Source organism: Haemophilus aegyptius, from assembly GCF_900475885.1.
GTDB classification, from domain to species: Bacteria; Pseudomonadota; Gammaproteobacteria; order Enterobacterales; family Pasteurellaceae; genus Haemophilus; species Haemophilus influenzae.
Genome location: NZ_LS483429.1, coordinates 921,823 through 935,018 on the forward strand (window position 1 = coordinate 921,823; position 13,196 = coordinate 935,018).

Genomic DNA, 13,196 nt, shown 5'->3' on the forward strand with positions numbered 1-13,196 from the left:
TGATAGCCGCACGCTAATGTAGAAAATAAAGCCCCTGCATTATACAGGATGTTTGGCTTTAATGGCTAACTTTATTTCACATTACCAACTTGTTATCATTGTTTCGACAGTATTTTCCTCCTAAAATTGATTGTTCTCTCTGAAATTAGGTTCTTTTATATGAAATGTAATGTAATGATGGCTAGTGATGCTAATTATCTTCCTTATGTAGAAATCACACTGAAATCTCTATTAATGCACAATGAAAATCTCTCTGTTTTTATTTTACATACAGGAGATATTTCTGAATCGTGGCAAAATGATCTTCAACCTTATTTTGCTAAACGCTATTCAACATTACAATTAGTTCATATAGATAAATCAGAATTAGATTCTTTTAGTGCAAATAATTATATTACTTCTGCTACTTATTTAAGATTTTATATTGATCGCTTACTTCATTATAGTGATATTCCTTATTGGATTTATCTTGATTGTGATATCGTGATTAATGGCAATATTACGCTTCCTTTTGAATATTTAGATTTCTCTCGTCATACAATAGCAGCAGTCTTAGATCCTTATGTAACTCGCATTGGCCATCCTTATAAAGATAAGGATTATTTCAATGCTGGTGTTTTATATTTTAATATGGAAAAATATCAATCAATCAATCAATCAATCAATCAATCAATCAATCAATCAATCAATCAATCAATCAATCATCATTTTCTGCAAAATTAATTACGTTACACAACCAATTAAAAGAAAGTTTAATTTACGGCGATCAAGATATTCTAAATTACTATTTTAAAGATCGTTGGATTTCATTAGATAAGCGTTATAATTTCCAATTAGATCATATGATTTCAATTAATACTCTTGATATTTCTCCTGTTATTTTTCATTTTACAGGTCCTCATAAGCCTCTTGATAATATTTTTTCTGAAAATACTTATGTTAATGCCGTAATTTCATTGTTTAGACTTTATGCTTCAATAAGTTGGCAAGATATTTACTCTCTTCCACTCGGCACTATAAGAGCTAATTGGATTAATCAAGAGAGATGATGTAATCGGTGGCTTTATTTCATTTAACCGACTTGGTATCATAGTGTAACTTTTATCCACTATAAGGAAAATTCTATGATTATTAGCAGTTTAACCAACCCAAATTTTAAAGTTGGTTTACCAAAAGTGATTACTGAAGTATGTGATTATTTAAATACGTTAGATTTGAATGCGTTAGAGAATGGTCGCCATGATATTAACGATCAACTTTATATGAACGTAATGGAACCAGAAACTGCAGAACCAAGCAGTAAAAAAGCAGAATTACATCATGAATACTTAGATGTACAAGTGCTTATTCGTGGCACGGAAAATATCGAAGTGGGCGCAACCTATCCGAATTTATCTAAGTATGAAGATTACAATGAAGCAGACGATTATCAACTTTATGCAGATATTGATGATAAATTCACCGTCACAATGAAACCAAAAATGTTCGCTGTATTCTATCCTTATGAACCGCACAAGCCTTGCTGTGTAGTGAATGGAAAAACAGAAAAAATTAAAAAATTAGTCGTAAAAGTACCTGTTAAATTAATTTGATTTTTGAAAAAGTGCGGTTAGAAATTTATTTTTGTGGTCAAGATCTCATTTTTATTTTCCAAAAAATATTATGCTTAATCCCTATTTCATAAACGTAAGGAGCAATAATGAAAAAACTCTCCATCCAAATAGTTATACTTTCCTTCGTCAGTGTAGTATCTGCTTTGTCTCTAGCAAATACTGAGTGTTTTGGAGAAGGAGAATATAGAGTCTGTACTGAGACTGAAACTTTTCCTGATGGAACTATCAATGTAAAATCATACGATTCAATGGGTAATAATTACTCTGTTGAATCAGGATGTAAAGGAAATACTTGCTATTCCCAAGACAGTGAAGGAAATTCATACTCAATTAAGTCATGGTGTGATGACAAAGGATGCCACTCAGAAGATAGCGAAGGAAACCGTTGTACTGTTACACATTCTGGAAAAATGATTGGCTGTGGATAGTATTGATTCATTTAAAATATAAGGAGCATGTAATGGAAGAAAATACATCAGTTCAACAAGAAAAAACTCAAGACACTACGCTGTTAGAGTGGGGATGGCTCAGCTACTTAGCGGCTTTCAGCTCTGTCGGCTATGGCTTATATAAACTACTTGTTTATTCTAATTCAACATTAGACATCCTTAAGAAAAATGCATACGTTGGCGGAGATGCTTATAACTACATCATTGATGGTACACACGCAACAACCGCCTGCGTAATCGGCTTAATTTTTGCCGTAATGGGAACATCTTGCTTTATTGTTAATGCAATAAATAAAAAGAAATAAAGTAAAAAGCCCCTCTAGGTAAAGGGGCTTATATAGTCAGCGTGTAAGCACAATCTTATTTTTACCTTTATTTACAGTAATATCTTTATAAAACACTTTGTGAGATTAAGAATGGGTTTTACGCAATGCTTTTCCAATAAAAATGCTTGCAACTAACATTACTAAAGTCGGAACCAACCAAGCCATTCCTTCAGATGAAAGAGGGAAGTGTTTCAATAATGAATTGATGCTTTCTGGTAACATTTTAACGTTATTTAAGCTGTCACATAAACTAAAACAAACCGTAACGAGCAATGTACTATTGTATGTAAATTTTATTGATGGAAGTTTTTTTCGTAAGAATTGCAATAAAACAAGCACAATGGCTACTGGATAAATTAATAACAATGCTGGAATGGTTATGCGAAGTAAATCAGTCAATCCATATTGCGAAACTGTGATTGTTATCGCGGTAAAAAGGGCGATCCAAAATGGATAGGAAAAGCGAGAGGAAAATTTTGCAAAATAATCAGCAGATGCACTCGTTACACCAACAAGTGTTGTTAAGCTCGCTAATACAATAATACCCGCCATAATCCAAGTCCCAGCTGAACCGAATAAGACATTTACATAACGAGAGAAAATTTGTCCACCATTCGTTGCCCCTTCTGCAACTGCAGCACTGGTTGCACCTAGATAGAAAAGCGAAAAATATAAACTGGCGAGTAAAATGACAGAAACAAATCCTGCTGAAATGGTGTATTTCACAATATCTTTGGTTTTTGTCACATTTTTCGCTGATAATGCTCGGGCGACAATTCCACCGAAAGCAATGGCTGCGAGTACATCCATCGTTTGATAGCCGCTAGTTAAACCGATTAATAAAGAATGGCTATTTTCATAAGCATTACTTGGCGCTTGAATTTCAGATAAAGGCGAAATAAATACGGTAATTGCTACAGCAATAAGTAACACTAATAAAGCTGGTGTCATAAATTTACCCACGCTTGAAATGATCGTATTTGGGCTAATCATAAAGCCCATCGCGATTAAGTTAAAAATTAGTGAGAATACAAAACGAACATTCGCATTATTTTCTGTTAAGCCTAAAGGCAACCACGCCATTTCATAAGCAACATTAGTGATGCGGGGCATTGCAAAGGTAGAGCCAATGGTTAAATAAAGTATAACGAGGAAACCTGTGCCAGCCCATTTTGGTAAATCTTTAGTAAGTTCTTCGCCACGACCTAAAATCGCTACCACAACAAGCGTAATAAATGGCATTAAAACGCCAGTTAAAACAAAGCCTAAGGAAGCACTCGTCCAATGTTGTCCTGAGGAAAATCCTTCCATAGGCGGAAAAATGATATTACCCGCACCTAAAAATAAGGCGAAGATCATCATTCCTAAAATAATAATATCTTTGCGTGAAAACATAGTTTTTGATTCTAAAAATAAAAAGGCCTGCATTCTACTACAAAGTGTAGAGAATCCCTATTTTGTAAAACTAAAAATGTGAATTTCGTCACGATATATGGCATTTTATCGACAATTCGCTAAAAATCCCGACAAAATCTACCGCACTTTTTCCTTTAACTTCGAAAATATGCTAGGATGCTTCCTTTGTGAATTTTTTGCTATGTATTTTTAAAGGGGTTTATGTGATAAAACTGATCCAACGTTTTTTTAAATTAGAATCTGCTGGCGGTATATTATTGCTTTTTTCAGCTGTTGTTGCGATGTTGCTGGCTAATTCGCCGTTAAGCAACCAATATAATGATTTTTTAAATTTGCCTGTAAGTTTACAAATTGGTAGTTTCTCAATTAATAAAACCTTAATTCACTGGATTAACGATGGTTTTATGGCGGTGTTTTTTGTATTAGTGGGAATGGAAGTCAAAAAAGAATTATTTGAAGGCGCGCTTTCTACCTATCAACAAGCTATTTTCCCTGCTATTGCAGCTATTGGCGGAATGGTTATACCGGCTGTAGTTTATTGGTTTATCGCTAAACAAGATCCAAGTTTAGCTAATGGCTGGGCAATTCCAATGGCAACAGACATTGCTTTTGCACTGGGAATTATGGCGTTATTGAGTAAACAAGTGCCACTTCCACTGAAAATATTTTTACTTGCCCTTGCTATTATTGATGACCTCGGTGCGATAGTTGTTATTGCATTATTTTTCTCGCACGGATTGAGTGTACAAGCACTAATTTTTTCTGTCGTGGCAATTATTGCGCTGATATTACTAAATCGTTTCAAAGTTTCCGCACTTTGCGCTTATATGGTCGTAGGTGCAATTTTATGGGCTTCCGTATTAAAGTCTGGTGTGCACGCTACTTTAGCAGGCGTTATTATTGGTTTTAGCATTCCATTGAAAGGTAAAAAAGGAGAACGCCCATTAGATGATTTCGAGCATATTTTAGCCTCTTGGTCATCTTTCGTTATTTTACCACTTTTCGCATTTGCCAATGCTGGTGTGAGTTTTGCAGGCATAGATGTGAATATGATTTCGTCGCCATTATTATTGGCTATAGCAAGCGGTTTAATTATTGGTAAACCAGTCGGTATATTTGGATTTAGTTATATTTCTGTTAAATTGGGATTAGCTAAATTACCAGATGGAATTAATTTTAAACAAATTTTTGCTGTTGCGGTTTTATGTGGAATCGGTTTTACGATGTCAATGTTCTTAGCAAGCCTTGCGTTTGATGCTAATGCGGGGGAAAGTGTCAATACGCTTTCTCGTTTAGGTATTCTACTTGGATCAACTGTTTCGGCAATACTTGGTTATTTATTCTTAAAACAGACGACAAAACTAAGTTAATCATACACAAAGTGCGGTAAAAATTTACCGCACTTGTTCTATAAGATAATTCCACTATCTGCTTTGGTAAAATTCATTACAAATAAACTTTTATAAGTTCTTACATGAAATTCACCTGTCAATACTCGGCGTGTGAATGCGTGATAGCTTTCCATATCTTTTGCATGGAGTAGCAACATAAAATCATAGTCCCCTGAGATTTCGTAACAGCTTACCACTTCGTCTTCTTGACGCATTTTCCGTTCAAATTGCTCTTGATAATAAGAATGTTGATTATCCATTTCGACCATGACAAATACGCTAATCGTACGCCCAACGGCTTTTGGGGAAACAACTGCAACTCGTTTTGTAATAACGCCTGAATCAGTTAATGATTGCACACGTCGTTGACAGGTTGCAACGGAACTATTCACTTTCTCTGACAGTTCTTTTAACGGAATCATGGCATCTTGTTGTAATACATTCAAAATATTACGATCTAATTTATCCAGTGTTTGCATAAGATAATTTCTCAAAAATGTAACCATTGAGAAAAATATTATCACAATAAAAAATAAAGTTGAGATTTTTTATTGCCTTGGGCTTTTATAATAATCACATTGATGAGATGAGGTTCAAGATGAAAGTAGTCATTCAAGGCGTATTATTGTGCATTTTTTCACAATGTTTATTTGGCATATTGTATTTATTTAGTATATGGCTCCAACCACTTAGCGGAACGGATGTTTTTGCGTGGCGTGTGCTGACCATGATCTTTGGGCTATTTTTAATTTTATTCCCGACTATTGGTTGTCGCTCTCTTTTGTCTCTTATCACGACAACGTTAGGAAAAAGTTGGACGCGTTGGGTTTTATTTTTACTGGGGACATTAGATGCGGGAAGTCAATTTTGGCTCTTTATGTGGGCACCGCTAAATGGCGAAGGGATAAATATTGCGATGGGATATTTTCTTTTTCCGCTGATTATGGCTGTTTTAGGATGGGCTTGGTTAAAAGAACGCTTATCATTTATTCAGAAAATCGCGCTTTTACTGGCTGCCTGCGGTGTTGCACATGAATTATGGCACACTCAAAGTTTTTCGTGGACAAGCTTGTGGGTTTGTATGGTTTATCCATTTTATTATCTAAGCCGTAAATTGATGAAAATCCCAGCTCTACAAGGAATTACATTGGATATTATTTTAATTTCGATTCCTTGTTTTATTTATATTCTTTCTCAAAGCGATACGCTTTCTTTGGTTACGCAAGAATATCGTTATTGGTTATTGCTACCAGCACTTGGTATTGTGAGTGCGATTTCGCTTTCAGCCAACTTAAAATCAAGCCAACAAATTCCAGTTAGTATTTTTGCGGTGTTGAGTTATATTGAACCCATATTGCTTTTTTTAATAGCTGTCTTTGTGCTAGATAATCAAATAACCACAAGCGACTATTTTACTTATGTGCCTATTTGGTTAAGTCTCATTGTGATTGGCATAGAAGGGGTTTTAAACAAAAATAAAGTGCGGTGAAAATTAACCGCACTTATTAAAGTTACTGAAATAATTAGAAATTATCTGAAATAGAGATTTTCTATTCCCACTCGATTGTTGCGGGTGGTTTTCCGCTGATGTCGTACACGACGCGGGAAATGCCATTCACTTCGTTGATGATACGGTTAGACACTTTGCCTAATAAATCATAAGGCAAATGTGCCCAATGTGCGGTCATAAAATCGATTGTTTCTACTGCGCGTAGGGAAATAACCCAATCGTATTTACGGCCATCGCCCATTACGCCTACAGATTTCACTGGTAAGAATACGCTGAAGGCTTGGCTGGTTTTTTCATACCAACCGCTGTTGCGTAATTCTTCGATAAAGATCGCATCCGCACGGCGTAATAAATCGCAGTATTCTTTTTTCACTTCACCTAATACTCGCACGCCTAAGCCTGGACCAGGGAATGGGTGGCGGTTGATCATTTCAGCTGGTAAGCCTAATGCCAAACCGATTTTACGTACTTCATCTTTAAACAATTCACGTAATGGTTCAACCAAGCCAAGTTTCATATAGTCTGGTAAGCCACCTACATTGTGGTGTGATTTAATCACATGTGCTTTACCGGTTTTGCTGGCTGCAGATTCGATCACGTCAGGATAGATCGTACCTTGTGCTAACCATTTCACATTAGTGAGTTTTTTCGATTCATCATCAAATACATCAACAAATACTTTACCGATAATTTTACGTTTCGCTTCAGGATCAGATACGCCTGCAAGTTCACCTAAGAAACGACTTTCAGCATCAACACGGGTAATATTTAAACCGAATTTGTCACCGAACATTTCCATGACTTGATCGCCTTCGTGTAAGCGGAGTAAACCGTTATCCACGAATACGCAGTGTAAGTTTTTGCCGATAGCACGGTGTAAAAGTAATGCAACAACAGAAGAGTCCACGCCACCAGATAAGCCTAAAATCACTTCATCATCGCCTACTTGTTCTTTGATGCGAGCAACGGCATCTTCGATAATGTTTTCAGCTGTCCATTTAGTTTCGCAACCACAAATGTTCACCACGAAATTCATTAATAATTCCAAACCTTTTTTGGTATGGGTTACTTCCGGGTGGAATTGTACACCGTAGAAACGACGATTTTCGTCAGACATTGCCGCAATTGGGCAGGTTGGAGTCGTACCGGTAACTTGGAAGTTTTCAGGTAAACGCGTTACTTTATCGCCATGGCTCATCCAAACGTCTAGTTTTGGCTCGCAAGCGGTCGAATTATCGTTTAAATTTGCAAAAAGTGCGGTGGAATTTTCAAGAGAAACTGAAGCATAGCCGAACTCTCGGTGGTCAGAAGTTTCGGTTAAACCGCCAAGTTGCATCGCCATAGTTTGCATTCCATAGCAAATGCCTAATACTGGTACACCAGCATTAAATACATATTCTGGTGCACGAGGGCTATTTTCTTCTGTTGTACTCTCAGGACCACCAGAAAGAATAATACCCGTTGGGGCAAAGTCACGGATTTGTTGTTCGGTTACATCCCAAGCCCAAAGTTCACAGTACACACCGATTTCACGCACACGACGCGCAATCAGTTGAGTATATTGTGAACCGAAGTCGAGGATTAGGATTTTGTGATTGTGGATATTTGTCATTTATAATGCTCTTATTATTGATAGTGTAAGCGGTTCATATTATTTAAAACTTTGCAAAAACCAACCGCACTTTAAACAGCAAAAGGCAGGCTAAAGCCCACCTTAAAGATTAGCCCATACGATAGTTCGGTGCTTCTTTAGTAATAGCAACATCGTGAACGTGGCTTTCTTTAATGCCTGCGCCACTGATGCGAACGAATTCTGCTTTTGTGCGTAGTTCATCAATAGTTGCACAGCCCATTAAGCCCATACAAGAACGTAAGCCACCCATTTGTTGGTGGATGATTTCTTTTAAATAACCTTTATATGGAATACGGCCTTCGATACCTTCTGGTACGAGTTTATCTGCCGCGTTATCAGATTGGAAGTAACGGTCTGAAGAGCCTTTCGCCATCGCACCTAATGAGCCCATACCACGGTAAGATTTAAATGCACGACCTTGATAAAGTTCGATTTCACCTGGAGCCTCTTCTGTACCCGCGAACATCGAGCCAACCATTACACAGCTTGCACCAGCAGCGATAGCTTTTGCAATATCGCCAGAGAAACGGATACCACCGTCAGCAATTACAGGAATACCGCGATCTTTTAATGCAGCAGCTGCATCTGCGATAGCGGTTATTTGTGGAACACCTACGCCAGTTACAATACGAGTTGTACAAATTGAACCAGGACCAATACCTACTTTTACCGCACTTGCGCCTGCATCTGCTAATGCAATTGCGCCTTCAGCCGTTGCTACGTTACCTGCAACGATAGGCAAATTTGGATATTTTGCACGAGTTTCACGAACACGTTGTAATACGCCTTCTGAGTGACCGTGAGAAGAGTCGATTAACAACACATCCACCCCAGCTTTTACTAATGCATCAATACGTTCTTCGTTACCTGGGCCTGCACCTACAGCGGCACCCACGCGTAAACGGCCAAATTCATCTTTACACGCATTAGGTTTTTGTTCTGCTTTTTGGAAGTCTTTAACGGTAATCATCCCTTTAAGTTTAAAGCTGCCATTGACCATCAATACTTTTTCAACACGATGTTGGTGCATTAATGCTAAGATTTCTTCGCGAGTTGCCCCTTCTTTTACCGTTACCAAGCGGTCTTTTTTTGTCATTACTTGCGAAACGGTTTGATTTAAATCTTTTACGAAACGGGTATCGCGTCCAGTAATGATACCAATTAGGTTATTTTCACTATCTACAACAGGGTAGCCCGCAAAGCCATTTATCTTCACCATTTCAGCAAGTTCGGCAAGCGTTAAATTTGGTGAAACAGTTACTGGTTCAGTCACAATACCACTTTCAAATTTTTTCACTTTACGAACGCGATCCGCTTGGCGTTCGATAGTCATATTTTTATGAATAAAGCCAATTCCACCTTCTTGCGCTAAAGAGATCGCAAGTTTGGTTTCTGTTATGGTATCCATTGCTGCTGAAAGCATAGGAATATTCAAATTAATTTCTTTAGTGAGTTTGGTTGAAAGATTGGCTGTATTTGGAAGCACTGTTGAATGCGCTGGGACGAGTAGAACATCGTCAAAAGTAAGGGCTTCTTGTTTAATGCGTAATGACATTGCAATATTCTCGCTAAGTTGAAGTTAAAAAATATTGCGGTGGGATTATACAGATTTCACTTTATTTTGAAAACGAAATTTTAGGATTTATGCTATGATTTTTATTCTATTTGCCATAAGGAATAAATGATGAATTTTGCGTTATTGACATATTTAGCGGACTGTCAGACAAAAGTGCGGTCTGAATTGGAAAAGTTTTCTCAAAATCTGGAGGAAGATATTCAACAATTACGTGAACTCGGTTTGGATATTCTCGTTGATGAACAAGATTATCGCTTAGTGCCAATGCTTCCTTTATTAAATCCTCAGCAAATTTCAACCGCACTTTTTCCTTATGGTATTCATTATCAGCCGATTATTTCTTCTACAAATGAATGGATACTACAAAATATTCCTTCCTTAAAAAAAGGCGATCTTTGCGTGGGTGAATATCAAACGGCAGGGCGTGGTCGGCGTGGTCGTCAATGGCTATCGCCTTTTGCTGGGCAAATAATGTTTAGTTTTTATTGGACGTTTGATCCTAAAAAATCAATTGAGGGTTTAAGTTTAGTCATCGGTTTAGCGATTGCGGAAGTGCTAAAGGTGCAAGTGAAGTGGCCAAATGATATTTTGTTTAATGGAAGAAAGTTGGGCGGAATTTTGGTTGAAATTGCTAACCATAAAAATGGTATGCTCAATTTAGTGATTGGCGTAGGTATTAATGTGTCTTTGCCAAAACAAACGGAAATTAGTCAGCCTTATGCGGAAGTAGGTGAAATAGATCCCGATGTAGAGCGACAAACCTTATTACCAAAACTCATACAACATTTGTATGCACGTTTAAATATTTTTGAGAAAAATGGTATTAATGATGAATTTCAACAAGCGTGGCAATCATATAATGCGTTTTCAAATAATGAAGTAAATGTGCTTACTGAACAAGGCGTTATTTCAGGTATTGAACAAGGCATCGATGAACGCGGTTATCTAAAAGTATTATGTGGCAATAAAATCCAGATGTTTAATGCTGGAGAGGTTTCATTGCGTAAGAAATAAGAGCGTCAAAGAACTGAATATTTTAACCGCACTTTTTAAGAGCCCGTTTATATTTTAGTCAAAAGCTCATTTTTTTAAATATTTTTACAAAAAGTACTTGCAAGGGATTTGAAAATCCCTATAATGCACCGCACACAACGACGCACTGTTGTGAAGTTTTTTAAGTTTCCAAGTGCGTCGTTATTTTTTGCTCTTTAACAATATATCAGACAATCTGTGTGGGCACTTGTTGATTGACTTGTTTTAAAACTATTTTTAATTTTGAAGTCTTAATAGGTGCTTAACTGAAAATTCATCATTACTTTTTTAAGTAGTGTTTTATTTATAGCTAAGCAGTTTATTGAGCGATTGAACTTGAATTGAAGAGTTTGATCATGGCTCAGATTGAACGCTGGCGGCAGGCTTAACACATGCAAGTCGAACGGTAGCAGGAGAAAGCTTGCTTTCTTGCTGACGAGTGGCGGACGGGTGAGTAATGCTTGGGAATCTGGCTTATGGAGGGGGATAACGACGGGAAACTGTCGCTAATACCGCGTAGTGTCGAGAGACGAAAGTGCGGGACTGAGAGGCCGCATGCCATAGGATGAGCCCAAGTGGGATTAGGTAGTTGGTGGGGTAAAGGTCTACCAAGCCTGCGATCTCTAGCTGGTCTGAGAGGATGACCAGCCACACTGGAACTGAGACACGGTCCAGACTCCTACGGGAGGCAGCAGTGGGGAATATTGCGCAATGGGGGGGAACCCTGACGCAGCCATGCCGCGTGAATGAAGAAGGCCTTCGGGTTGTAAAGTTCTTTCGGTATTGAGGAAGGTTGATGTGTTAATAGCACATCAAATTGACGTTAAATACAGAAGAAGCACCGGCTAACTCCGTGCCAGCAGCCGCGGTAATACGGAGGGTGCGAGCGTTAATCGGAATAACTGGGCGTAAAGGGCACGCAGGCGGTTATTTAAGTGAGGTGTGAAAGCCCTGGGCTTAACCTAGGAATTGCATTTCAGACTGGGTAACTAGAGTACTTTAGGGAGGGGTAGAATTCCACGTGTAGCGGTGAAATGCGTAGAGATGTGGAGGAATACCGAAGGCGAAGGCAGCCCCTTGGGAATGTACTGACGCTCATGTGCGAAAGCGTGGGGAGCAAACAGGATTAGATACCCTGGTAGTCCACGCTGTAAACGCTGTCGATTTGGGGGTTGGGGTTTAACTCTGGCGCCCGTAGCTAACGTGATAAATCGACCGCCTGGGGAGTACGGCCGCAAGGTTAAAACTCAAATGAATTGACGGGGGCCCGCACAAGCGGTGGAGCATGTGGTTTAATTCGATGCAACGCGAAGAACCTTACCTACTCTTGACATCCTAAGAAGAGCTCAGAGATGAGCTTGTGCCTTCGGGAACTTAGAGACAGGTGCTGCATGGCTGTCGTCAGCTCGTGTTGTGAAATGTTGGGTTAAGTCCCGCAACGAGCGCAACCCTTATCCTTTGTTGCCAGCGACTTGGTCGGGAACTCAAAGGAGACTGCCAGTGATAAACTGGAGGAAGGTGGGGATGACGTCAAGTCATCATGGCCCTTACGAGTAGGGCTACACACGTGCTACAATGGCGTATACAGAGGGAAGCGAAGCTGCGAGGTGGAGCGAATCTCATAAAGTACGTCTAAGTCCGGATTGGAGTCTGCAACTCGACTCCATGAAGTCGGAATCGCTAGTAATCGCGAATCAGAATGTCGCGGTGAATACGTTCCCGGGCCTTGTACACACCGCCCGTCACACCATGGGAGTGGGTTGTACCAGAAGTAGATAGCTTAACCTTTTGGAGGGCGTTTACCACGGTATGATTCATGACTGGGGTGAAGTCGTAACAAGGTAACCGTAGGGGAACCTGCGGTTGGATCACCTCCTTACCCAAGACGAGAGACAGCGAGTGCTCACACAGATTGGCTGATAGTTGTAGACAAATGAGCAGAAGAAAACATTACCCTTGGGTCTGTAGCTCAGGTGGTTAGAGCGCACCCCTGATAAGGGTGAGGTCGGTGGTTCAAGTCCACTCAGACCCACCACTCTGAGAGTGGATAAGGGCGTAATGGTCAATCATTTATTATAAAAATATTAAGTAATTAATATAATAAATGATGAATGATAAATGGGGATATAGCTCAGCTGGGAGAGCGCCTGCCTTGCACGCAGGAGGTCAGCGGTTCGATCCCGCTTATCTCCACCACTTATCATCGTTAAGTAAATTAGAAAAGGACAAATTAATAAAGTATTAAGGTAG

Annotated in this window: 12 protein-coding genes, 2 tRNA genes and 1 rRNA gene; 11 read left to right on the forward strand and 4 right to left on the reverse strand. The window is 38.8% G+C overall.

Annotated elements, in window-relative coordinates; genetic code table 11:
• The first annotated feature begins 159 nt into the window (after positions 1-159).
• The 5 genes from DQN49_RS10570 (at position 160) to DQN49_RS04920 (ending at position 2,367) form a co-directional block, all read left to right on the forward strand.
• A complete protein-coding gene (locus DQN49_RS10570) occupies positions 160-723 on the forward strand; it encodes a glycosyltransferase (protein ID WP_006996241.1) in 564 nt (187 codons plus the stop codon).
• Complete coding sequence (locus DQN49_RS10575; protein ID WP_249270094.1) at positions 723-1,049, forward strand: glycosyltransferase; 327 nt, start codon at positions 723-725, stop codon at positions 1,047-1,049. Before DQN49_RS10570 ends, DQN49_RS10575 begins: the two co-directional genes overlap by 1 nt.
• A gap of 75 nt (positions 1,050-1,124) precedes the next feature.
• Positions 1,125-1,592, forward strand: a complete 468-nt coding sequence (nanQ, locus tag DQN49_RS04910; protein WP_006996243.1) for an N-acetylneuraminate anomerase — start codon at positions 1,125-1,127, stop codon at positions 1,590-1,592.
• Positions 1,593-1,699: 107 nt separating this feature from the next.
• The gene (locus DQN49_RS04915; RefSeq protein WP_032826347.1) at positions 1,700-2,041 is read left to right on the forward strand and encodes a hypothetical protein; all 342 of its coding nucleotides are present in this window, start codon (positions 1,700-1,702) and stop codon (positions 2,039-2,041) included.
• 32 nt (positions 2,042-2,073) lie between these two features.
• On the forward strand, positions 2,074-2,367 hold the full coding sequence (locus DQN49_RS04920; RefSeq protein WP_006996246.1) for a hypothetical protein: 294 nt from the start codon (positions 2,074-2,076) through the stop codon (positions 2,365-2,367).
• A gap of 105 nt (positions 2,368-2,472) precedes the next feature.
• On the opposite strand, the gene brnQ is transcribed toward DQN49_RS04920, so the two are convergent.
• Positions 2,473-3,783, reverse strand: a complete 1,311-nt coding sequence (gene brnQ, locus DQN49_RS04925; RefSeq protein WP_032826365.1) for a branched-chain amino acid transport system II carrier protein — start codon at positions 3,781-3,783, stop codon at positions 2,473-2,475.
• 188 nt (positions 3,784-3,971) lie between these two features.
• On the opposite strand from brnQ, the gene nhaA reads away from it, so the two are divergent.
• A complete protein-coding gene (gene nhaA / locus DQN49_RS04930) occupies positions 3,972-5,174 on the forward strand; it encodes a Na+/H+ antiporter NhaA (protein ID WP_006996248.1) in 1,203 nt (400 codons plus the stop codon).
• A gap of 38 nt (positions 5,175-5,212) precedes the next feature.
• Here nhaA and DQN49_RS04935 read toward each other — a convergent pair whose 3' ends face one another.
• Positions 5,213-5,674 carry an Lrp/AsnC family transcriptional regulator gene (locus tag DQN49_RS04935; RefSeq protein ID WP_013525489.1) on the reverse strand — a complete coding sequence of 154 codons (462 nt, stop codon included), beginning with the start codon at positions 5,672-5,674 and terminating at the stop codon, positions 5,213-5,215.
• A gap of 119 nt (positions 5,675-5,793) precedes the next feature.
• Here DQN49_RS04935 and rarD point away from each other — a divergent pair, with 119 nt between their 5' ends.
• The gene (rarD, locus tag DQN49_RS04940) at positions 5,794-6,684 is read left to right on the forward strand and encodes an EamA family transporter RarD (protein ID WP_013525488.1); all 891 of its coding nucleotides are present in this window, start codon (positions 5,794-5,796) and stop codon (positions 6,682-6,684) included.
• Positions 6,685-6,745: 61 nt separating this feature from the next.
• On the opposite strand, the gene guaA is transcribed toward rarD, so the two are convergent.
• Positions 6,746-8,317 carry a glutamine-hydrolyzing GMP synthase gene (gene guaA / locus DQN49_RS04945; RefSeq protein WP_006996251.1) on the reverse strand — a complete coding sequence of 524 codons (1,572 nt, stop codon included), beginning with the start codon at positions 8,315-8,317 and terminating at the stop codon, positions 6,746-6,748.
• Positions 8,318-8,426: 109 nt separating this feature from the next.
• Positions 8,427-9,893, reverse strand: coding sequence for an IMP dehydrogenase (gene guaB / locus DQN49_RS04950; RefSeq protein ID WP_006996252.1), 1,467 nt, complete (start codon positions 9,891-9,893; stop codon positions 8,427-8,429).
• Positions 9,894-10,022: 129 nt separating this feature from the next.
• Between guaB and birA the strand changes: the two genes are divergently transcribed.
• The 4 genes from birA (at position 10,023) to DQN49_RS04970 (ending at position 13,142) form a co-directional block, all read left to right on the forward strand.
• On the forward strand, positions 10,023-10,928 hold the full coding sequence (gene birA / locus DQN49_RS04955; protein ID WP_013527518.1) for a bifunctional biotin--[acetyl-CoA-carboxylase] ligase/biotin operon repressor BirA: 906 nt from the start codon (positions 10,023-10,025) through the stop codon (positions 10,926-10,928).
• Positions 10,929-11,284: 356 nt separating this feature from the next.
• Positions 11,285-12,825: ribosomal RNA gene (locus DQN49_RS04960) — 16S ribosomal RNA — on the forward strand.
• Between the two features lie 79 nt (positions 12,826-12,904).
• A tRNA-Ile gene (locus DQN49_RS04965) sits at positions 12,905-12,981 on the forward strand.
• Positions 12,982-13,066: 85 nt separating this feature from the next.
• A tRNA-Ala gene (locus DQN49_RS04970) sits at positions 13,067-13,142 on the forward strand.
• Positions 13,143-13,196: the final 54 nt, after the last annotated feature.